Raw genomic sequence first — 22410 nt, 5'->3', positions numbered from 1 at the left:
CGATGTTTCTACAATTAAGAATAGTCCTCGTTGTCGCCTATGCTCCCGCATTACTTACTCGAGAACGTCTCGCACCGCATAATCGTTCCCTCCAAGTTCTTTTTTACATTAAAAAAAGGAAGATCCAAGTAAATACATCACTTAGTTCTTCCTTTTACCCTCTATAAACTACCTCGACCTTATTAAAATGGTAGTTCTTCATCTGTAATCTCCGGTAACTCATCCATACCAGCAAATATATCATCCGGCTCTTGGGATGGCTTTCTTGTTTCCTGCTCTTTTGGATTATCTAATTCTGTCCAAGTGTTATCTTTTTTCATTTACATTTCCCTCTATCTCTCTTATTTTTCAGGTTCGTATACAACTTCTTCGTAATCAAAAAAATAATCTTTCAATTTACGTAGGATTGAACGAATCTTCGGTTCAGCTACGATCTTTGTACCATGGTAAAAACTTTGTTGCCCGACAAAGCGCCATAAGATTACATAGCCTTCTTTTGCTTCTTGTATGCCTTCAATATATAAAGCGATTTCTTGAATAGCAACCTTTTCATTAAGAGTATCTGGTTTAAAGTATTGAAATTTCCCATCTGGTAATATAATTTCAGCTTCAAAACATCCTCTCATTTGATTCACTCTTGCTCTTGATTCAGATGACATTGCTGGTGCAGCATATGATTTCTGATTTTTTTCCATTCGTGCTTTATGTTCCTCTACTGTTGGTACTGGTTGTAAGTGACTACAATCTTTTTTCATTTTATTATCTCCTCTACTGTTTAATTTGTTATTTTATGAATCATAAATAACCCCGCCTGCAAACTTGAAAACAACACAAAAAGGGCTTCTTCAAGTCGATTAAAAATGTGCATAGCAAAATAAGCTATATATACACTAATCGGCTCAAAGAAGCCCTTTCATAAATGAAACAAGACGCAACTTGCTTCTACAACTCAACCACAACACAAAAAAAAGGTGTGGGAATAAACGGAATCAAATAAACTAACAATATACCTATATATTACACAATTAGGATTATAGTAGCAAGGTGTTTTACAAGTTTTAATAACTTAAGTAAGTTATTAGTAATTTAAAGAAATAATAATTTATATTCAAAGTTAAAAATAACTTACTCATCAAATCTCTCCTTTTGTATAATTTGATTACCATCTAGCATAATGCTAATCTATGAAATAAGCAGTCTTTCACGGATAAACTTAGAAAAATCCGCTCTAAAAATTAAAACAGATTCTTCTAAGTTATAGACTTTTGCTTAGATTATTCTGAAATGAACTCTAAAAATCTTTTTCCAACCTCTGTAGTACCTGATTGCCACAATCCTGTTTCACTCATTGTATTATGAAGTGTGTCATAGGCAATTAAATCTCTATTTTTCAAATCTCTGACGATTTGGTCATAAAAGTCACGTCTGTCTCCTAATTCGGGGAATGCTGAAACTAAAATTGTAGATTTTCCTCCCGAGAAAAGGCTAGGTCTTGTTTCAGCTGTAAAATAAGATTCTGGAGAATTTAGGAATGATAATATTTTCAAATGCCATTCATTAAATTGGTCTATATAATTTAAAAACATTAACTTTTCATTTTCTTCTATCCCCAATTTAGGCGTATTGGAAATTGAATTCATTAATGCTACTCTTTTATCCTTTTGATGTGTTTTTAAAGCTATTGAATATGCTTGCATAGCAACTGTTAAGAACTCTTGATTATCAGCTAGTTCACTTATATTAAAACCTTTTTGCTCAAGAGCATGTAACCTACGATCCATTTCTTCCAAAATTTCAGTTCTTCTCTTACTTGCAGGATCTGCAAATGCAACTCCAAATAGTTCTGAAAGCATCGGTCCTGCTACCGGTACAGTACCTGCAGCCCCCTTAGCCATTGCATAAATAGTCTCTTTTGTTTTTTCATTCATTTTAATTACTCCCTACTTTAAATTTCCCCTTCTAGAGGTAAACCTTGCGTTATTGCAGATGATATATCATCATATTTTGAATTATATTTTATATTGGAATTTATATCCACTCGTATATACCTTCATAAAAAAGAATCTGATATCTTAATAGATACCAGATTCCTTTTTATACTAAGGGCTATATATTCTGTCTTAAATTATTAATATCTTTTCAATAATTGTTATATAGAAGTCTTTCTTTTCTTTTTATGACCTGGAATAATCAACTCTCTAATTCGCTCATTTATTTCATCTTGTAATATATTAAAGATTTTAATAAGTTCTGTACGCTCATTCTCCATCACTATATGTTTAGGGTTATTGTTAATAACTCGCATTATTTGTTTTTCTATATTGTCGATATCAAATTGTGGGAGTTCATTATTAGGATCTAACCCTATATTCATATATTTTTCAAAAGCTTTTTCAATAGGCAGTAAACACTCTGAGCGTTTAACAGGTATTTCACCAGCCTCTGGATCATATTCAATATGTTCAACCAAAATCTCACAATAAATTTCAGGTTTTACATGAGAACGTACTAGTAGATAATACAAATTATTGCTCATTAATACATCGTAAAGTTTTGAACCATTCATCTTAAATTCTATATTTCCTACTTCTTCCTCGTAATCAGTTTTTTCTATATATTTATTAATGACTTCACATATAGCATTAGATGCTATTCCATCTAAACTTTTTTTTATTTTATTTATATTATTTTCTTTTTCTAATATTTTATTTATTTTCTGTTTCCAATCTTCCTCAAGTGCATCAAATATATATCCATTTTTAACTGCCTTTATCCCACTAAAATCCAAAGGTTGAGAAGAAAATGGTTTTAGATTACGATAATTATTGATATCATTAATTATCGGTTTATAGCTCTCATTAACAATAAGTGACCTTTGACTATGTTCTAGTGCACCTTTAGCAAACTTTATTGATTTAACACCAATAAAAATCGCTACCACAATTGAGACTAAACCAATCCAATTGCTAACTCCTATATCCTTTATACTTTCTAGCATTTTCTTTGCACCTTTTATCCCTTCCCATTTATAGGCTTTTTATAATAAGTTCATTACCTCTTGTCTCTCTATCCACTTATCCAGTTTATTTTTCGTGTCATCATTTAATCGTTTTCTTTTACCTGATAGCATCCTTGAAAGCGTTGAATACGAAATATCAATTTCTTTCGCTAGCTCACGAATACTTTTATTATTCTTCTCTTTATACGTGTTCATTTTTTCAATATAGAACTCAATACTATTAGGTATTTCTTGATTTGGTATACTTATTGGCTTCTCTTCAATTACAGGTGGCTTTTCTTCAATCTCGATAATTAATGGTGACTGCTGCTTACTTTTCTTAGTAATCAACTCTTGTTGTAATTTAACAAGTTCATTTGTCGGAGAAATAATTACTTTTAATTTTAGCCAGTAATTCTCAAACCAGTTTTTCCCCTTGCATTTCTCTTCATCAATTTCAGGAGAGTACTTCCATTCCTTAATAACTTGGTCCCTCATAAGATCATCTAACGTCTTTTCAAAAACTTGTCTTGTAAGGCTTGGTTTTCTATTCATACTGATTTCCATTACTTGTAATAACCCTTTAGGACCACCAATACTATATGAATGTGTTAGATGTTGATATGATTGTTGAATACGCCAACGCCAACTTAGATATCTGGTTAATCGTTTGTGATATCTTTGTTGCTTGCTGTTATACTCCAATGCTTTCTTAGATAATAAACCTGTTAGTTTTTCAGAACCATATAGATATTTCGATAAAAAACTACCTGGTGTAACGTTCATACTCTCTATTCCCAATGTTTTATCCGTATCAATATCTTTTGCAATGATAATTTCATCCATTACAAATAACCTTCTAATTCTTTGCTTTTTATAAGCCAAGGTTTCATTTGGATCCTCTTCATTTAATATCACGATCTCATTATCTTCATTTACATAAATAAAAATACTAGCAAGAGCAGCTAAACGCTCCATAATCTTTAATCTGTCTTCTTTTCGATAATAAGCCTTACCATTTTTGATTTGTTTCATATTACACATATCTAATATTTGTTCATAATGTACAGGCACAATAGTCTTATCATTTTCCGCACTCTTTACCCACAGTTCTGTTACAATATCAAGGCAATCTGCCGTCAAATCATCCATTACTCGTGTTAAAAAAGTAGAGTCAATCAAGGTATTCCATCTTTTTAACTCTTCCCTTTGTAACTTCATATCACCATCGTCATGTGACGATACTACGACTAGACTATTTTGTTTATCCTGCAATTGAGCAATACGTACATTCTTATCTTGGTCATCTGTAAACTTATTCTTAGCAATAGTGTCTGATAAATGGTACATAAACCCTGCATTACTTCGCTCTATGTAATCACTCTTAGCCTCTGTATCTAAAGGTAATTCTTTTGCGACAACAGGCAATTTAATCCCAAATTCCATATATAAATCATCTTTTAGACATTCAAAAATTTCTCCCTTATAATTATCTAATTTTGGAAGAATGTCTATCGCCGATAATCCTAAAGCTTCCTTTTTAGAAACCCATTTCACTAGTCTTTCGAAAGTCTGTGACGAATAAGTTGAGTTGTATATCCTCTGTAGATCTCTTTCTACATCTTGATAGAATTGTTGCCATTTATTTAACACTCTTTCACTTCCCTCAACTCCAGTTAGTAGAGGGTATGCTATATATAAGGTGTTTTGAAATAGTACTTTTAACTTTTCCACTAATAATCCTCCTAATTGCTTCTAATACAATTATATCAATTGCTACTTATCATTCATACCATTCTAATTAGAGTTTCGATAGGATATATTATTATTGAGCATTCCAATGAATATTCCTATTGTTTAGCTAACGAAAATATGATGAACAATTAATATCTTTTTGTAAACTGAAGTGCCCATGAGAAAGGTATCTATCCAGAAGCAGGAAACTTTTATGAACACTTATTAAAGAAAATTAAAATGCAATTGATTATGAGTAGTGGGAATAATATTTAACAAACCTTTTTATAAAGGTTTGCTTTGAGGGTTCAGTAGATTTGAAATAAATTCATTATTTAAGGTGGAATAAAAGTAAACAAATAAATATAAGTTCACATAAAAAAGAAGCATAGAAAAACATTCTATGCCTCTTTTTTTATAAACAACTCAATTCCCATTAATTATTAACTTAAAATCCATTACTAATAGTATAAAGTATTCTTTAAAACATTTATAACTGTGATGCTATAACAGCAATAGAGTTATGTAGTGAGTGAATCAAAACAACAATCCAAAAAGCAGATAATGTAACTTCTACTTTTTCATTCTTTTTTTGATATACCCAATAAGCATAGTTATATAATACTCCAATTATTGCTGTAGCGACTATATAAGTAATACCATCTGAATGAATTAATCCGAATATAATCGATGCTATTAAAATGATAAGAAAATCACGATCTTTAATAAGAGAAATACAACTTAATACCCAAAATAAAAACACCTGAAAAATTACTGTTTCATATACAGGTGCCGCAAATACTCCTACTAAAATCTGTATAATAGCGGGTTCTTCCTTTATTGGATGTTGTTTTATTGCCGGTAAAAATAAATCTAATGGCATCACAAGTAAAAATGATCCCAATACCATAAGTAATACAAACCAAATTATAGGTAAATCAAACATAAATCTATTCAATTTTTCCAGCATATATCTTTCTCCTATCACCTTTTTATATTCATAAAATTATATATTATATTTTCATTAATACAATAAGGTAATAGAATTAAATTAGTATAAATAGTACAAAATAATAAATTCTCTATCTTCTTCCCTTTCGTATTTGTAATAGCAACAATACATTTAATTTTTATAAGTTTACAAAATTCGTTTTACACTAATTATAAGTTAAACATGCGACATCTTTCTCAACTTGTGTACTTTTCCTGCAAAACATGCAACACCTTTCCCATCTTGCGTACCTTTCCTGCAAAACATGCAACATCTTTCCCATCTTGCATACCCTTTCTACAAAACGTGCAACATCTTTCCCACCTTGTGTACCTTTCCTATAAAACATGCAACGCCTTTCCCATCTTGCGTACCTTTCCTATAAAACATGCAACGCCTTTCCCATCTTGCGTACCTTTCCTGTAAAACATGCAACATCTTTCCCATCTTGCGTACTTTTAATATAAAATGAGCAACGCTTTTCCAATGTTACGTACTCTTTTACTAAAACAAGCAACATTCTTCCCATGTTGCGTACTTATTTTTCGCAACAAGCAACACCTAATATTTAAATTATTTAATTTCACATTAAAAATAAGCAACATTTTTCCCAAGTCGCGTACCTATACTACTAATAAAACCAGCTACAAATGCTGTTATATCAGGTGATTTAAAACATTTAATCTAAAACAAACTATATATTTCACAGAAATCCTTTCCCAAGTCGCGTACCCATTTTCGCGAAAAAGAAGCAACATCTTTCCCAAGTTGCGTACCAAAAATCAATTGGAATATCTATAGAGTATTGATATTAAAGGATTTCTCCTATTCTCAATAAATAGCATCATACAAGAAAAAAGCAACACTCCTTCCCAAGTTGCGTACCAAAAAAAAAATCAAACTTTTTTTCTATCCCTTGTGGCTCTAAGGCTCGTAAGGTGTTGCCTTTTTTAAAATTCTCTCTTAAAGGGCACATTTTTACAAAATTCGTTTTGCTATAATCAAAATTGGTATATTTTATAGTCTTTTGGCATATATTTCTGAATTTGTAGAACGGAGGTGAAAAAGATGGGGAAATCATTTGTAATACGAAATCAACGTAGCTTAAATGGGAAAACAACCAATGCCGTGTTAGTAACACTAAAGTCTTGGCAAAAACTTGTAGAAGCATTTGAAGATAAGTACTACAGCTATAAAGATACATATTTAGAAGATATTCTGCAGCACATGACATACGAAGAACGTATTGCTGACGAAGAAGGTTTTGTCGAAAAAGCCAAGCCATCTTTTTCACGTCGCGCATTGTCTGCACTTGCTGAAAAAACAGGAAGAAAACATAAATTATACGGCATTACGAATGCTGATCTTGAAGTTTTCTTATATCTACATAAGAAATGCTTTACTAATGGTGTCATTCCAAATGTAACAATACATATGATGTGGGAAGATTACAAGCAATATAAAGAAGAATTTGCTTATATCCAACATTCTCAATTCTATATTGCATTAAAGAAATTAAACTTACATAACATTATCTCCATTGAAAACGGAGTAGATGGCCGATATACAATCAAGCTGACTCATTTTATGAATGAGGAAACAGAAAAAGCAAATCCATACGTATATATTAGTCCTGTTGTATTTACTAAGGCTTTCTTTAAGCTATCTGTAGCGGCTAAGAAACTATTCTTAGACATTGCCATGCAACAACATACAGAAACAACATTAAAGCGTTCATTGGACAAGCAGGATGAAAGAGGAAACAAAACTCACTTCGGTGGGATGTATCGTTTCTTACATAAAAAATATCCGCATCAAATCCGTTCCGTTATCGATGAATTAACAACGGCATTACCATGTACGGGGAATCCCCTATTCAAAATTTGCAAAATGCAAAAAGGGGTAAAGCATACAAAACGATATACAACCTTATATCTATCTATTCATTCAGACTTTTTATGTACAAAAGAATCTGGAGAAGAGCAACACAGGGATCCATTTACACCAAAAACCACCTATGCTCGCAAGGCAAAGTTTATAGAAGCAGTTCTACAGGAGATGAATATCGGTGAACTGTCTGCAGACATGAATAAGTTCATTCATGTATTAAAGCATACTTGTCATCGTCAAATCCGCAGTGTAATTCGCGGACTCCGTGACATGATTGATCGAAAAGAAGGATATCCAACGAAAATTGTATATACATTGAAAAAACTATTGCATCAAACATCTCAATATCAAATCCTTGATGCTGCAGCGAAAGAAGGTATCTACCCTCTTATTGCGCAACATATACCAAAAGAGAGAAATAGTGACCGTGAGCAAGCTGTCTTTAATTTCGGTTTACATTATTCTATGTACTCTCTTCACAACATTAAGAAGATGTTTAAGAATGTGCATACACTACTGAAGCAGAAATTTGCGGTACCTGTGACGGAAGAATCTTATCACCGTAATTATTTAAAATATCAGGAAGAAACGTTATTTAGAAAATATGCATATGATCAAGGTGTGAATCTCCATGCATATATTGCTTTAGAAATTGAAATGCGCGAAAAATTAAAAGTACGCGGCCATAAAGAACGCACAATTCCAAGTGATGTACGTGAATGGTTTATTGAAGAAATTGATAAGCTACCGCAAGAGCAGCTGCGTGTGATTGAGCTACCAAAACAGTTTAATTTACTAGAGTTTATGCGTACCTTTGAACGTTTAGTACGTGCTGGTGTAACAATAACCACTCCTGATCAGGTGCTAACCGCAATGAAAATAAAATAATAGCAACTAGCTCTCTATTTTTGAAAAAAACAAAAGTAGAGGGCTATTCGTGTTTATTTGAGTAGTAACACCTTCCTACTACTCTATTTATAAATACTAAATCGAAAGAACTTCATGTAAAATGGAGTCTTTTTTTATGCACTTCTATACAATTTTGATTCTATCAATGCATAACTCTCCACATAATACTAGAGTGTATTCCTCTACTGTATTAAAACCTATCCCATAATACCTACAAAAAATCAAAAGGAAAATTATAAAAATAGTGGATATGAGGACAAATATGATCCAATGTGGATATAATCCTTCTAAAATCATTGTTATTACTAATGTTGTTGTATTTATCTAATAAAAATCATCAACAAAAATGTGAGTTATGTGTAAATAGTGAGTTATGTTCAAAAATAGCAGCCTAATCTGAATAAAATGTGGATAATTAGACGGTTAGAATTAACCTGATTACTAAAATAAGTAAAAAAGTTCTTATTTACGGGGTTGAATATATATAATGCGATTAGTATCAAATTCTTTCTGATTTCATGTAGAAATATAGTAATTCCTTTCTGTTTTTTTGTAGAATTAAACGTCTAATAATCATTGAATTTACGAATACATTTTCTGCTATTTATGATTTTTTAGGTTCTAACATGAAATTTTCCCTTGTGGGAGTAGATATTTCCCCTGTTTTTGATAACCTATAATAGTTTTATCTTTATTTCTTTTTTTATATAAGGTATATATTTATAATAGATTTTTAATATAGCTAGTATAATTGTTAATAAGATGTCCGACCTAATTGAAAATATTTGTAAATTGCGTTATAATAATGGTAATTAAACAGATCATTACCCTCATACAAAAGGACAAACCTACGTATCCCTACCAGGACTAGGTTTGTCCTTTTTTCATTTTAATAAACAATTTATATTGGAGGATTACACATGGCTACACTAAAAGAAACAACTTACATAGAAATGAATACCTATAACGAGATTGGATTTTTTAAAGGGATTGTTTGGGGATTAGTTTTTGTAGTGCCTTTTTGGAGTATTATGATAACTCTATTTATCTGGCTTTATAACTAATAAACAACATATCCAAAAAGCAAAGGGTTGTTTGTCCGTTTGCTTTTTGGATATGCCAGCAACCGTGCGTAGCAAAGGGCGGTAGCAGGTCTTTCACTTATTTTCTGTTATAATATATCCAAAGAAATTAGGTGACTATATTGAATGAGACAATTAACTTAGAAAAAACTTTAGAAGCGTTCTCTACATATTTAAGTGAAAAAGGCCGAAAACATTCTACAATCCAACGCTATGCATACGATATTAAAGATTTTTATAGATGGTTGAATGAAAATGAGTTGCTTTTACATATAAAATCATGGAATGAAATATCCGTAGATGATTATCAATCTTATTTCTCAGTGTTAGAAAATAAACGAGAATATTCTCTTAAAACAAGGCACAGGATATGGGTGGTTTTAAAGAGGTTACACATGTTTTTAGGTATAGTTAGTCCATTAGATGATATTCATCTCTCTTTAATTCCGGATCAATCACTAAATGACAATGATTTTATTACCGAATTGGAAGAGGCGCTTTTAAAACAAACTGTTCTATCAACTAAGGGATTAACAGAAAGACAAGCTAAATACCGTCCTCTAATCATGGATAGAAACGCTTGTATAATTAATTTAATAGTAAACTATGGTTTGTCTTTGCAAGAGCTTGTATCGCTTAATATGAACCATATACAGTTTGCTAGGAACACTTTAATTGTTCCAGGAGAAAACGGAGATACTAGATCCATCTTCTTAACAGCCGAAGCTACACAACAGCTTTACAAATATTATTCGACTATCCCTGAACCTGTAAGACCTCGACAGCACACAGATAATCCTCTATTTGTGGCATTTGATTTTAATCGAGGTACTTATCGATGGGTTTACGAAAATGATGCACCAAAAGCTTTGTCTGAGGTTGCTATACAAAAGATGATTCGACTTGAAGTGAAACGAGCAGAATTAGATAGGCGTATTTCTGCACAGCAGATGAGGAACACATTTATTCTTCGCCTTATTAAGCAAGGACTTTCTGAAAGTGAATTAATTGATAGAATTGGTTTTAAGACTAAAATATCATTGAAAAGATATTTTCAATATTTAAGATTAAGCTGTTAATAATGCTCTAGATGAACAAGTCCATCACAAAAGGTATTTAAAGGAATGAGAAAAATGCACGAGAAAGGAATATATGTTATGCAAAACACTTTAACTTTATGTTTAGTAAAATTAGGAGAATTGTTTTATGCAGGTGGATTGCACAGAATACCATACGATGAAACTTCATTTAGTTATGAGTTTGTAAAAGATGAAGAAGTGGCATTTCTCTTTATAGATAAAGATATAGCCGAACGAATTGCTAAAAAATGTGGTGGTGTTGTAATTAATAAAGAAATTACTTCGCATGAATACACTCAACTAACCATTAAGCACGAATGTTATATAAAAAGCGGAAAAGATTGGGATTTGGAACAAGAAAAAGTTATTCAAAAATTTTTAAGTAATTAAGATTTTCAAAACTTCATCACTCTGAAACAGTTAAATGTTCTTTTTAAAATCAATACATAAATAAAAGACAGCAACGCTTGTGTTGCTGTCTTTTGTTTACAATGACTCACTAATTAATTTTGCGATGTCGACAAATTTCTCTGCAAATAATATAAAGACAATTGCAAGTAACCCGCAAAGTGTCTTTACGGAGAACTCAACAGCATCTACATTAGGCTTAGTTAAATTAATAAGTCCGCCAATTCCCATAAACAGTGTAATCAACCCAAGCATAAACTTTGTAATAGGAGTTACTCCGGGTATTTCATTTCCTACAAATAGCTGAAAGCAGTAGTACATGCTCCAAATAAAAAATACTATTGTTGGAATTGTGGTTAGAATTTGAATACATCTGTCTTTGAAACTAATTTCAGTCATAAGTATCCTCCTTGAATCCTATATTTATACGTTCCTAATAGTTCTTTGGTAAATATCGTAACTATTTTTTAAAAATCTGTTTCCTTCTCATTTTTTTATCGATTTCTTTAATTGCGTTTTCATTTTCTTTAATTAATTCATCAAAGTGTTCTTCCTTATTCTCTTCTATATACTTCATAAGTTTTTTGAATTCCATTATAATCTCCTCTTGCCTTTGTAATATAGAAAGCACCTATTGAATAGGTACTCTCTAAATATATCTATTATTTATATATCACGCTATAAGAAATGTTTCGTTAGCCATTTCTTTAAGTATTTTTGCAAAGAGGTGATTAGTCTCCTCGGATAGCAACTCCTCTGTTTCTAGCAATCGAGAGAGCCTACTTATAAACTCTGTAGTATATAGGATCTTCGTATTTTCTAATTCATCCGGATTAAATAATTGTTCATTCTTCATAGAATGAATGAACAGCTGTACAAGCATCTTCTTATGTTGTGCTTCTGCCTTTTCATGGTACATCGTCATACCTAACCATTGACGTATAATGCGTTCAGCATCTCTTGCTTCTGTTATATCAAATCTAGATACAACAAAGGTTAGTTTGTTCCATGTAAGCTTTGCAGAATCATTAGAATAATTTGAAGGAAAAAAGAAAAAACTCTGCTGCGTAACTTTCTGTCGTTCCTTCATCCAACGAAATATCTCCTGCTTCCCTAAATGAACATCAATTTCCACGAAAAACACAGGGAATGGAGACGTCGTTTTTTCTTCATTTATTGTACAATCAGGTTTGAACACCAATTCACCAAGACATGCGTGATGTATTGGCTCCAATTCATCTCGATATACACGAATACCATCTGTGTCATACCAGCCTTGTAGTACTGCCTCAATTTCTTCTTCAGATATAAGACTCGTATTCATTTCTTGTTGAATATAAAGTAGATATTCTAAAAGCATTCTTCTACCTTCTACTGTTAGTCCTCCAGGTGCATAGTCTCCCTTTTCTGTACGATCAAACATAATATAATCATATTCAACATGATTACATATGGAAAACAAGTCTGAATCCCTTTTATTTTCGTTTCTAAGGAGCGTTTGCAGGCTTCGTCTATTCATTACATTCCGATACCGAATATCGTTTCTAATCGAACGTAAGAAGCTTTTCCAGGATTGTAGATAAGCATAGTCCGTATACCCCTCACTAATTAGCTGGGTCAACATTTTATCCTCACCATTCATCATTAGGCAAGTCCAACATCCACTACGTGAGTTTGCAGCTCCACAAGCATTTCCCTGCTGCTTCCCACCTGTTTTTATGCCACATTCAAACATAGCTTGTCCATACTGTATGCTCATTTCTTCCACATCCACACCAAAGGGCAGTATCCCTCTATCTAAAAGTAACATCCATACTTCATCACCGGTTAAAAATTTAACTGGATTAAAGCAGAGGATATTCTTCATATCATTATGACGTGAAAATAAGGAATCATTACTTATCTCATGCTTTTGAATACTATGTCTTCTTCGAGCGCTCTCTTCATTACGAACGGCCAGCATAAGCACACCATCATATTCATCAAAGCATTCTACTGCAGTAGTAGTTTGAGAAGCTATTAAGATTTCTTTCATCTTTCGCTGCATCGGTTTGACCTTGAGAGAGTCAGTACACCATCTCAATCTACTGTTTCCGCTCGGTGGTAAAACGCCTCTGCCTATTACTTTATACCAATATGATTCTTTCATAAGTGGTTTCACACCATGAACGACAAATGGTAGGTTTTGCTCATTTGCTTTCTCCTGGATCTTTTGTAATGTCCTTGAGATATAAGCCGTCATAGCAGGTGTTTCTACTCCAACTTCGGAAGTTAAGATATGAATTGGATTTGTACGTTCCTCTAGTGGTAGCTCAGCAATTGCATCCCATAGTAACGTCAACATGGCAGAACTATCTTTCCCCCCACTGTAACCTACAAAACAACAATCGCGAGATAAATAGACTTTTTTCATTTCCTCTTTAATTTCTTTATATATATCCATCATTATATTGTTATCCCCATAGCAAAGTATCATTTCATACTACTATGGAGCATACCTCCTCTGTTTTTAGATAGAAAAAGAGAGTCCCTATTTAATAGGCACTCTCTTTTGTGTATATCCTCTATTTTTAATCAACTGTGATTTCATGTATATTCAACTTGTTTAACTTTTCCATATAAAAGCTCATTACTTTTTGAGCATGTTGTATAGCGATTAATCCATCTTGAACAGTAAGTGCTTCAAAATACGGATAACGAATGTCTGTAGCATAACCATTTAGCTGCACGCACTGTTCTAAAATCAATGAGAATTCCTCATCTAATTTCCGACATGATTTGTGCAGCATTAAAAGGTTATGAGTTTTTGGGACTGTCCTACCGTTTAGTGCAAGAAATCCTTTTAGAAGTTTTTCCACACATTGTTGACTATGATAACAAATAATTGCAGTTGGGAAAGGTTTCATGTGAGTTAAGTAACTAGCAGAATCTAAATCAGATTTTGCAATAAATACCCACTCTTTTAGATCCTCAATATTTCTCATATAGGACCTTCCCTTCTAGTGCAATCTTATGTTCCATAGTAACGGTACGGCTAGCACGTTCTTGAAACTCTTCTGGTCCGTACACTAAAATATCAACTGGTGTTTCCATAACATCATAAATACCCCAATTGATACGATTAATGACTTCCCTTTTTCTTTCTCCGACACCTTCCACAACAATACAGAGATCAAAATCACTGTCTTCATTTGGTGTGCCATATGCATGAGAGCCAAAAAGGATGATTTTTTGGACAGAAGATACAGTTTCACGAATCTTTTGCACTAATAGGTCCAATTCCCTTTGTACTTCTTCGTTAATCCGAATCACTCCTCGGATAAAGTAATTATATTGACGTTTAAGTATATTATACATACGTTTCCCTTCTCCTTGCTATTACATATTTATTTTTATATTTTTCTCTTGTTTCCCAACGTTCTGCAATGCTTGATAACATTCGTATATCTGCTTGAAATCTTGTAAAAATCCATCGTCAGAGATACTATGAAAGCCTTTAAAGTTCTTTCTACACCAATATAAAATGCTAGATTCATCCTTCGCTAAAAAAGAATCCGGATTGAAATGAATCAAAGCCTCTGCTAAACAAGCCAGAAGCAATGGTATCATTCCGGAATCTTGCTTTGATAAATCAAGTACAGATACAACGGTATACTGTTTATATTGGTAGTATTGTAGAACACCATTACACATGTTTGTTGGTGTTAAACTGTGTTGTAATTGAGTGGAATCTAATTGATACACTCTCATCTTGTCCCCTCCTATATCATTACCCCTCAATTGGTGCAGCTTTCATAAAAGCCTTTTGAGCTTGGAAAATGATATAGTGATTCGATACGGTACCTTCATCAAAGAGTTCGTTGACGAATTGAGCAACAGTCATGGCAGCGAACTTATTGGTAATAACGCGCTGTGGTTCTGAAGCAGCTAATTCGGAACAACTTAATTGACTTGGAGCTGTTTCTTTTTTCGTAAAAGCATCCGGAAATAAATCACCAAGCGGTGAAAGAATGACCTCGCCATTCAATTTAACTCCACATACTGCTTGTCCGTTATAACCACTGTTTTTATAATCAGCTATTTGTTGAGGTGTCCAATGTCTTTTATTTACTTCTCTCCAATTATCAGGAACTGTTACAGCTGTATTCCCTACATCGATGTAAAGAAGATTATCTGATTGATGGAAGAATTGATGAAAGACCTCGCGAGAAAACATATTATCTACTGCCCCAATTACAATTGGCAGATACAAGTAATCGTCTTTATGTTGTTTTTTTAATAAATCATATTTGTTACCAAACAACTGCTGCATTGTTTCTATGTCTTCTATATACTGCGACGTAAAGGAAGAGATAGGAACGTTATAGCCAGCTTTATATCGACGAGCCAGTACTTCTGCTTTGTATTTACCAACATCAGGTCGAATAAAGAGTTGATTTCCAAGGTTTTTTTCTTCAACCGTGTCTGGATCTGCAACTACAATTTCGCCATCCAATTGAAAAATACTCATCATTTGAGCAATATGTTGTAAAATTAATCCTCCGTTTCCTCCAGCACCTACTAATACAATATGTGGTACAATCTTCTTTCCTTCTGCAATATCAATAACAATACTCATTTTTATAGCCCCCTATTTTCTTTTGATAGTGTATTCTCTAAATTTCGTAGAAATGGAATCGATAAATTTGTAAGCCTATGCACGGTATACAAGTCAAATGAATGCATCACTAGTATCGATGCAGCATAAATAACTCCTTCCTCTTGCACAATGCCTACAACATATTGAAGTAAATTCAACTGCACAACAAGCGTGTCTATATATTCTTGATGTGTGTCTAAATCAATATGAGTATTCTTCCTCTGTCCTTCTAATGCTTCATATATGTGATTCATCTCTAACTTGCACATAAATTGAAATAGCTTATAGTCATCATGCGATTCCTCTATTGCTTGTTTATTCTTTGTAAGAACTAACATGTAGTGCTTTATCTTTGTAAACATTGAAACGTGAATTGTTTTTAATGTTGTCATAATAAAGAAAGAGACATAAAAATATGTCTCTTTTACGCCCCCTTGTGTGTTTATTTTAAAAGTGTGATCCTACTTAAATCGTAATCTTGGCTTATCCCTTTCGTTGCATACTCTCCTGCAAATATAAAGTTAGGATTAATAGAATAAAATTTTCCATCTATACAAGTCCGTACTCGTAGTTCAGGGAAAACATCCTCTATTCTGCCAACAATTGCATAAAGAATAGGAGCACGTTCACTTTGATCATCTAAATCACTTGGTTCAGCAGAGAAACGATGATGACTGTGTATCTCCATAACTTTCATAGCGATAGACTGCATCTCTATATTCGTTTCTGGGATTACAATTTCAGTTGCTACCTGCTGAGGTGGAAAATCCATAAAATAACCACGCTCTTTATTGAAATAGATATCAGCATGCAATTCGCAATCACATTTACGAGAAATGGCTTGTGCAATAATAATAAAGTCCATTAATAGTGTTCTCGGAATAAAATCCCCAGGTAAAAAGTGATTCAGCCAAGTACTAAGAAAAGAAAAAGGACAATCTGAAATGGATTGTCCCTCTACAATACTTGCTCCTTTTGCGCCGACAGTTAAAATCGGAAGTAGTGCATTTGTATCCTCATCATATTTAATGACAGTTAAGCCTTTAACAAATGAGGGATAACGATGCTCTAATTTTACGCGGATATCCTCTGCTTCTATTTTTCTTACATCTGTTGAATCCCCATTTTGAACAGCGATTCCATGTATAATTTCTTCTTCTGTAAACCAATCTACTAATGGTATATCCCCAAATACTACGTGGCGAACAACCGTTGTTGTATTGATTTTATCTAGACAATCTGTAGATTTTGTAGCCTTAGCTTTCTTACTACTTTTTGTCTTACCTTTTGCTTTTTCCTTTTTTTCTTCCTTTTTAGCAGTGGCTTGCTCTGAAGCAGCTTTTTTCACTGGTACTGTTGTTTCCTCTACTTGTGTTTCCATATCAAAAAAATCGAATAAGTTTGTCATAATAAAAAATCCTCCTAGTATCTTTGCTTATATATAGTTCTGCTATTTTCAGAAATTCGATGTACTCAATTACTGTCTGCCAGTAACTTATTTTCCATTAAAGTTAATGGCCAAAGTGGTAAATCATTGACTCTTTTGCCATCTGAATTTTGTGTAATACCCTTCTCGTTTAAAAACTTAATAATTCGTTGTCTTTCTCTCTCAATTCTCATTCGTGTTTCATAATCTAAATACACCGTATTTCCTCCTAAGCATGTTGGATCCAATGTTTATAATCTAAACTCCAACAAAATTATTATTCTTAATAAATACTCCCCTGCTTCTAATAAACAATCACTCTAAAGAGCGTGTATTAAAAAGTCATTTCCGATTCCATTAAAATAGAATCATCAAAACTTTGGTTTTCAAATCGTTTAAATAGCTCTCCAACTGGTTCCGTATGAGTATGTGTAAGGTCGTGATTAAAAGAACTTGCAAAAAATAAAACATGAAATGTTTCTAAATCTTTTAAAGTCCGGAATTCAGGTATCACAACTCTACCTGTACATACAGATCCACTAGGATGAACATTAGAATATGGAAATTGATATAATTTCATTCCTTCTTCTAACTCCATATCTTCTTTTACAGCAAAGACAGAGATATTCGTAACTCGTTTTTGGTACACCGTATAACGAAATAATAGACGTGGAAATCCTACTTGTTGAAACGGTCGTTCAAAAAAATGAATATCCCACTGAGCTTTTGGTACTTCAATCCAAACAGCTTGTTTATCTCCACTCTTAGATAACACCTCGTGTTTTATACAACCTTTTGGGAGTACGCCACTAGAGTAATGAGTATTATCTTGTGTACCCTGCTCCATAACTTCTTTTAAAGCTAAATAAAAGTCCTTAAAAGTAACGGCAGTTTCTCCACGTGATAATTCGTTGTTAAATTGCTGAATGGTTACAATTCCTTTTGGCTCTAAAGCATCAAATATTGCTACTGTCTTCATTTGTTATGTCCCCCTGCGTATAGATTGTTTCCACTAAATCTAGTAACATCTCAAATTTATATGGTCCGTATAATGGTTCCTGGCCATAATAGAGATACAGAGATTCTTCATCAATTTGATAAGAATGCTGCACTGGATAACAATCTAGTAATTTAGAAATTTTTTCTTTATGCTTCGGTGATATGCCGTCTATTGTTTCAGCTATAGCACCCCATGTGTCCTCTGCTGCTTCCTTTATTTCCTTTAATGGTATGTCGAATAGTGTAGAGAGCTTTTCATACTCTTCTTCATCAATTGGAAAAGCTTCTAAGCCCATATCTTCGATCATGTCCGTACCCAATTCTATAAATCCTTCTTCATGGTCTAATTCATAGATATTCTCTCGGTCTAAATACGAGGGAGAATACTGTGTTACATCAATCGAAAGCTCATGCATGCTTTTAAAGTAACGTAAGATATGAAATTGACATGAATAAAATTTAGATAGATTTATGTTTAATAGGTTCATGGAAAGTAAGAAGATGACAATCGTATCTGTTGATTCTATGTCCTCCCACCTTATTGTTTGGTTTTCATCTAGAAAGTCCACACAAGTTTGGATTTTACTAATTGTTCCATGAGAGATTTTGTTGAAATCTATTTCTATATCTTTAGAAAGGCTTTCTAATATATATATTTCCTCTTGATATCTTTGTTTAATTTGTTCCCAACTAACGATGCTATAAGTTTTGTTTAACTTAAGTGATAGTAAGTAGTTTGACATCGCTACATTAGATGAATAGCTAAATAATTTCTTCATTTTTTGGCCCTCTGTACTAATTTGCTATATTTTTTGTTAACTGTATCTCTTCAAAGATACGAAGTAACATCTCAATTCGTTTAATTGCTGGAAAATATGTATCATCATCATAGAAAAGGTAAAGTTTTTCCTCATCAGCTTGGTAAAGCATACGTATATCAAACTGATTCTGGATTGACTGAAAGAAACTTTGATTCTCTATCTTGATATTAGAGAGCATTTCACCAATTGGACTCCATGCATTCTCAACAATAAGGTTTATCTCATCCATAGATATATGAAATAAATTCGAATATTGGATTAAGGTATCTTTATCGTCGCTATCTACCTCTTCGTGATGTAATTTCATATCTTGAAGTAAGTCATCACCCCAGCTTTTAAATGAATCCTCACAATCGTATTCTTCGAAATTATCTTGTTCTAAATAAGTTGGGTAATAATCTTTTACAGGAATCCCCAATTTATACATACGTATAAATATCTCCATAAGATAGAATTGCGATGTATAGAAGCAGGAAAGATCAGTATCTAAAGATGTTTCCGCAATCATAATTATTTCAAGTAAGGTTTTCGAATCAATTAAACCAATTGGGAAATTCGAGTCTTCCTCTAAATAAGAAACAGTAGCCATTACTTGTTGAATGGATCGTTCTGAAATCTTACTGAAGTCTATTTCTCTTGAGTGCTCTAAACAATCTAATATATAGATTTCTTCTTCATGCTTCTTATCTGCAAGTAATTCATGCAGTAAGTGAGCATTCTTTTGCATTTTTAACGAAAGTAGATACTTTCTTACTTTCTGGTGATTGTATGTAAATAATAATTTCATACCTGGTTCCCCTTCGTCTTTTCTCGAATCATTGCCGCAAGACGGATTATAATTTCATAATAAGAAAGTACCCATTCATCAAATGAGTACTGTTCATAACCATCCTCTAGAAATTCAATCAAAATATGACTGGGATACGCTTCACTTTGATAGGTGTTAAACGAAAATTCATGTAACACGAATTGAAAATCAGATTGTGTTATATGTTCCGAGCCTATACATAAATAGTAACCAGCTGTATCGAAGTAACATCCTTCCGCAGCCATAGAACTAATATCCGAAGCGAAATTCGAATACATGTCTTCTGAGCTAAATAACGTCCCATCTAACAGGTCTTCTTCAGTTCCAAAGGCAAAGTGACAAAATATACTTGTTTGCTCGTTAAAACGCGCAAACGACTCGAATAATAGTTCACTTGTGATATGCAACTTGTCCCTGTGAAAATCATTGATATTGATTAAGAATGGGATGTTATATTTACGAATTAATTTTTGTATGCGTAGTATCCGTATGTATACTTTCATCTCATTTCCTTGATTAAATAAATATCTCATCTTCTAGCCCCTGCTTTTCCACATCTTCTAGTTGTTCAGTGAAAAGATGTAAATGTAGCATTTCTTTTAATTCACAATCTGGACCATTTATACGAAATGAATTATCACTATAAAACGTGACATAATGTCGTAGCTGCTCAAATTGCTTTTCAAATTCATCTATATGTTCTAATGGTATGTTTTCTAAATCAGGCATTTCGTTCGCAATAAATCCATTTATAATCAATTCAAAGGATTGACGAAGTTCTTGATTATTAGGAAGGACTTCTTTTGACTGTAAAAAGTCAAAGAAGTCACTGTGATTCATACTCATTTGGATGCCCCCTTACACGCGAACCGGTAGAATTAACTGCAGATTAGAGTGAGTTGTATCCTCTGCTCCCACTACCACGATAGGTCTCTGATTACTAATCATTTTTATCGCGATTGTTTCAGAAGTTATCGTTTGTAGTGCTTGTAGCAGATATTCCACATTACAAGCCAATGTAAATGCTTCTACTTGATTACATGGAATTTCTACACTTGCAGTACCTACTTGAGAATTTTGTGGTTTAAGATGGATGCTTTCTTTTCCTTCTGACGTAAGTACGATTAAGGAAGAAAATGCTGAAAGCTGCTCCAACGTATTTTTAAATTCTTCACGTGATAGTTGTATTTCACTTTTAAATTCGTCGGGTACCATACGTGCCGTATCGGGATATGTACCAGCTAGTAATCTAGACTGATAGATAATACTTTCGCCACGGATCAACAGCTGTGTATCACTAATGAGCTTTAATTGTAAATTTGTTTCACGATTAAAGAGCTTAAGAGCTGTTTTAAGAGACTTAATTGGTAACACGACTTCACCATCTTTTGCGATAGTGATCTTTGTACAATCAAAATGTAAACGGGCTAAACGGTGAGCATCAGTTGCTATACTAAAGAACTTATCATCAACTGATTTTAAGTTCACACCTGTTAGAATCTTACGTGTATCCATTGCAGGAATAGCATGTAACGTTCCGTTGGCCATTGATACAAATTGTTCTTGTGAAAGTGAAATCCAATCTTCCCCTGCTTCGATTTTAATTTCAGGATATTCTTCGTGATCCATGGTACAAAAGCTAAATTGTTTCTTCTTACTTTCTACAATCTTTAGCTCATTGTTTTTATGTTCAAGACCGATGAATTCACTTTTGAATTTCTTAATCGTTTTAAGTACCGGAGCAGCTGCAAAAAGCACCTTCCCCGGTTCAGTACAATCCCCACTGTTTACATTAAAGCGAGTTACTAATGTTACTGTTTCTGTACCGTCTGAACCCATTAGAATCATTCCCTTTGAATTACAATCCAATAAAACACCTTGTAATGCCGGCATTGGGTTTTTAACGTCTACAGTAGCACTTGCTTTCTCTAATTTTTCAATAAATAATGTACGGTTAATAGTAAATTTCATAATAAATCCCTCCAAAAAGTAATAAAAAAAGAACAGACCTCATATCCTGTTCATTCGTTTTCCTGCTATAAAACAAAGCTTTACGCGCTTTGTTGTTTTTTTAACTGTTGTATGAGTTGATGAATGGCTTCTGTATGATCATGAAGTAACCATTCTCTAAAGGATGTAACATCACCAGGAATAAGAGCTGATAACCACCGGTTAAGCTGTTTCTCATTTCCAGGACGGATATTCTTCGCTTCGTGAATCAACTGTAAACTAGTTAGAATTCCTTCTAAACCACCAATCGTCGTATCCTCAAATGTTCTTGCTTGCGCATTATAATTGTGATTATAGGCAAGTAGAATTTCCTTGGATGTAATACTTAATGGTTTTGCAAGCTCTTGTATGTTTTGAATTAGTACACCTAGACTTACTTGGCCATTCGATGGTTCCTTCTTTGAACTTCCTTGTTTATGTTTTTGCTGTAACATAGTAGGTGGTATAAAATAATATCCTTTCTTTTGATAAGAAATATAGATACTATTTGGGCCATTACTACATGTAGAAAGTTCTACTTTAGTAGGTTTTACATTATAATACCGATAGGTAAGCCAATTCTTCAGCATTACCTGTTAAGAGTGGCTTTTCCCCCGGTCCACACCGTACGTGAGAC

General features: G+C 33.1%; 27 protein-coding genes. 4 read left to right on the top strand and 23 right to left on the bottom strand.

Translation table 11 applies throughout. From position 1 onward, the window contains the following. Window positions 1–182 precede the first annotated feature (182 nt). The 6 genes from PDQ68_RS26675 to PDQ68_RS26650 form a co-directional block, all read right to left on the bottom strand. The gene (locus tag PDQ68_RS26675) at window positions 183–320 is read right to left on the bottom strand and encodes a hypothetical protein (RefSeq protein WP_000711015.1); all 138 of its coding nucleotides are present in this window, start codon (window positions 318–320) and stop codon (window positions 183–185) included. Window positions 321–341: 21 nt separating this feature from the next. Further along, the gene (locus PDQ68_RS26670) at window positions 342–755 is read right to left on the bottom strand and encodes a DUF6018 family natural product bioysynthesis protein (RefSeq protein ID WP_000710699.1); all 414 of its coding nucleotides are present in this window, start codon (window positions 753–755) and stop codon (window positions 342–344) included. Window positions 756–1274: 519 nt separating this feature from the next. Further along, the gene (locus tag PDQ68_RS26665) at window positions 1275–1928 is read right to left on the bottom strand and encodes a hypothetical protein (protein ID WP_001003375.1); all 654 of its coding nucleotides are present in this window, start codon (window positions 1926–1928) and stop codon (window positions 1275–1277) included. 221 nt (window positions 1929–2149) lie between these two features. Further along, complete coding sequence (locus PDQ68_RS26660; protein ID WP_048568096.1) at window positions 2150–2998, bottom strand: hypothetical protein; 849 nt, start codon at window positions 2996–2998, stop codon at window positions 2150–2152. 39 nt (window positions 2999–3037) lie between these two features. Then, entirely contained in the window at window positions 3038–4732 is a 1695-nt protein-coding gene (locus PDQ68_RS26655; RefSeq protein ID WP_048568097.1) for a helix-turn-helix domain-containing protein, read from the bottom strand. A gap of 490 nt (window positions 4733–5222) precedes the next feature. Continuing rightward, the gene (locus PDQ68_RS26650) at window positions 5223–5702 is read right to left on the bottom strand and encodes a CPBP family intramembrane glutamic endopeptidase (protein WP_000890576.1); all 480 of its coding nucleotides are present in this window, start codon (window positions 5700–5702) and stop codon (window positions 5223–5225) included. A 1089-nt stretch (window positions 5703–6791) separates the two neighbouring features. Between PDQ68_RS26650 and PDQ68_RS26645 the strand changes: the two genes are divergently transcribed. From PDQ68_RS26645 to PDQ68_RS26630, 4 genes are all read left to right on the top strand, one after another. After that, window positions 6792–8501: a hypothetical protein gene (locus PDQ68_RS26645; protein ID WP_000520284.1), complete on the top strand. Its 1710-nt coding sequence runs from the start codon at window positions 6792–6794 to the stop codon at window positions 8499–8501. 941 nt (window positions 8502–9442) lie between these two features. Continuing rightward, window positions 9443–9586 (top strand): hypothetical protein, encoded by a 144-nt coding sequence (locus PDQ68_RS26640; protein WP_000212568.1) that lies wholly within the window; start codon window positions 9443–9445, stop codon window positions 9584–9586. 131 nt (window positions 9587–9717) lie between these two features. After that, on the top strand, window positions 9718–10683 hold the full coding sequence (locus tag PDQ68_RS26635; RefSeq protein WP_002029030.1) for a tyrosine-type recombinase/integrase: 966 nt from the start codon (window positions 9718–9720) through the stop codon (window positions 10681–10683). Window positions 10684–10761: 78 nt separating this feature from the next. Continuing rightward, window positions 10762–11073 (top strand): hypothetical protein, encoded by a 312-nt coding sequence (locus PDQ68_RS26630; RefSeq protein ID WP_033696043.1) that lies wholly within the window; start codon window positions 10762–10764, stop codon window positions 11071–11073. A gap of 96 nt (window positions 11074–11169) precedes the next feature. Here the strand turns inward: PDQ68_RS26630 and PDQ68_RS26625 are convergent, their stop codons facing one another. The 17 genes from PDQ68_RS26625 to PDQ68_RS26545 all read right to left on the bottom strand — a co-directional run bounded on the left by PDQ68_RS26625 (window position 11170) and on the right by PDQ68_RS26545 (window position 22363). Next, window positions 11170–11490: a hypothetical protein gene (locus tag PDQ68_RS26625; protein WP_000136244.1), complete on the bottom strand. Its 321-nt coding sequence runs from the start codon at window positions 11488–11490 to the stop codon at window positions 11170–11172. A 61-nt stretch (window positions 11491–11551) separates the two neighbouring features. Then, on the bottom strand, window positions 11552–11686 hold the full coding sequence (locus PDQ68_RS26620) for a hypothetical protein (RefSeq protein ID WP_000394598.1): 135 nt from the start codon (window positions 11684–11686) through the stop codon (window positions 11552–11554). 78 nt (window positions 11687–11764) lie between these two features. Beyond that, on the bottom strand, window positions 11765–13537 hold the full coding sequence (locus PDQ68_RS26615; protein ID WP_002073830.1) for a phosphoadenosine phosphosulfate reductase domain-containing protein: 1773 nt from the start codon (window positions 13535–13537) through the stop codon (window positions 11765–11767). 124 nt (window positions 13538–13661) lie between these two features. Further along, window positions 13662–14075, bottom strand: coding sequence for a HEPN domain-containing protein (locus PDQ68_RS26610; protein WP_001244160.1), 414 nt, complete (start codon window positions 14073–14075; stop codon window positions 13662–13664). Then, window positions 14062–14448: a nucleotidyltransferase domain-containing protein gene (locus tag PDQ68_RS26605; RefSeq protein WP_000282368.1), complete on the bottom strand. Its 387-nt coding sequence runs from the start codon at window positions 14446–14448 to the stop codon at window positions 14062–14064. The genes PDQ68_RS26610 and PDQ68_RS26605 overlap by 14 nt, the downstream gene beginning before the upstream one ends. Window positions 14449–14469: 21 nt before the next feature. Then, a complete protein-coding gene (locus tag PDQ68_RS26600; RefSeq protein WP_001267129.1) occupies window positions 14470–14841 on the bottom strand; it encodes a hypothetical protein in 372 nt (123 codons plus the stop codon). A 19-nt stretch (window positions 14842–14860) separates the two neighbouring features. Beyond that, window positions 14861–15709 carry a ThiF family adenylyltransferase gene (locus PDQ68_RS26595; RefSeq protein ID WP_000029264.1) on the bottom strand — a complete coding sequence of 283 codons (849 nt, stop codon included), beginning with the start codon at window positions 15707–15709 and terminating at the stop codon, window positions 14861–14863. 2 nt (window positions 15710–15711) lie between these two features. Then, window positions 15712–16122, bottom strand: a complete 411-nt coding sequence (locus PDQ68_RS26590) for a hypothetical protein (RefSeq protein WP_000209415.1) — start codon at window positions 16120–16122, stop codon at window positions 15712–15714. A gap of 50 nt (window positions 16123–16172) precedes the next feature. Further along, a complete protein-coding gene (locus tag PDQ68_RS26585; RefSeq protein ID WP_000182855.1) occupies window positions 16173–17138 on the bottom strand; it encodes an MPN domain-containing protein in 966 nt (321 codons plus the stop codon). A 65-nt stretch (window positions 17139–17203) separates the two neighbouring features. Next, a complete protein-coding gene (locus PDQ68_RS26580; protein WP_000280379.1) occupies window positions 17204–17374 on the bottom strand; it encodes a hypothetical protein in 171 nt (56 codons plus the stop codon). Window positions 17375–17490: 116 nt separating this feature from the next. Continuing rightward, a complete protein-coding gene (locus PDQ68_RS26575) occupies window positions 17491–18135 on the bottom strand; it encodes a hypothetical protein (RefSeq protein WP_000859312.1) in 645 nt (214 codons plus the stop codon). Beyond that, window positions 18113–18934 (bottom strand): hypothetical protein, encoded by an 822-nt coding sequence (locus PDQ68_RS26570; protein WP_000732880.1) that lies wholly within the window; start codon window positions 18932–18934, stop codon window positions 18113–18115. Before PDQ68_RS26570 ends, PDQ68_RS26575 begins: the two co-directional genes overlap by 23 nt. 16 nt (window positions 18935–18950) lie before the next feature. Then, on the bottom strand, window positions 18951–19763 hold the full coding sequence (locus PDQ68_RS26565; RefSeq protein ID WP_000770659.1) for a hypothetical protein: 813 nt from the start codon (window positions 19761–19763) through the stop codon (window positions 18951–18953). After that, window positions 19760–20317 carry a hypothetical protein gene (locus tag PDQ68_RS26560; protein ID WP_001269722.1) on the bottom strand — a complete coding sequence of 186 codons (558 nt, stop codon included), beginning with the start codon at window positions 20315–20317 and terminating at the stop codon, window positions 19760–19762. Before PDQ68_RS26560 ends, PDQ68_RS26565 begins: the two co-directional genes overlap by 4 nt. Further along, window positions 20301–20630 carry a hypothetical protein gene (locus PDQ68_RS26555; protein ID WP_000062335.1) on the bottom strand — a complete coding sequence of 110 codons (330 nt, stop codon included), beginning with the start codon at window positions 20628–20630 and terminating at the stop codon, window positions 20301–20303. Before PDQ68_RS26555 ends, PDQ68_RS26560 begins: the two co-directional genes overlap by 17 nt. Window positions 20631–20642: 12 nt before the next feature. Then, window positions 20643–21755 (bottom strand): DNA polymerase III subunit beta, encoded by a 1113-nt coding sequence (gene dnaN / locus PDQ68_RS26550; protein ID WP_000673198.1) that lies wholly within the window; start codon window positions 21753–21755, stop codon window positions 20643–20645. A gap of 80 nt (window positions 21756–21835) precedes the next feature. Beyond that, the gene (locus tag PDQ68_RS26545) at window positions 21836–22363 is read right to left on the bottom strand and encodes a hypothetical protein (RefSeq protein WP_000917103.1); all 528 of its coding nucleotides are present in this window, start codon (window positions 22361–22363) and stop codon (window positions 21836–21838) included. Window positions 22364–22410 lie beyond the last annotated feature (47 nt).

Origin of the sequence: Bacillus cereus group sp. Bc010 (assembly GCF_027716745.1) — a bacterium.
GTDB classification, from domain to species: Bacteria; Bacillota; Bacilli; order Bacillales; family Bacillaceae_G; genus Bacillus_A; species Bacillus_A pacificus.
This window is presented reverse-complemented; position numbering and strand designations above follow the sequence as displayed.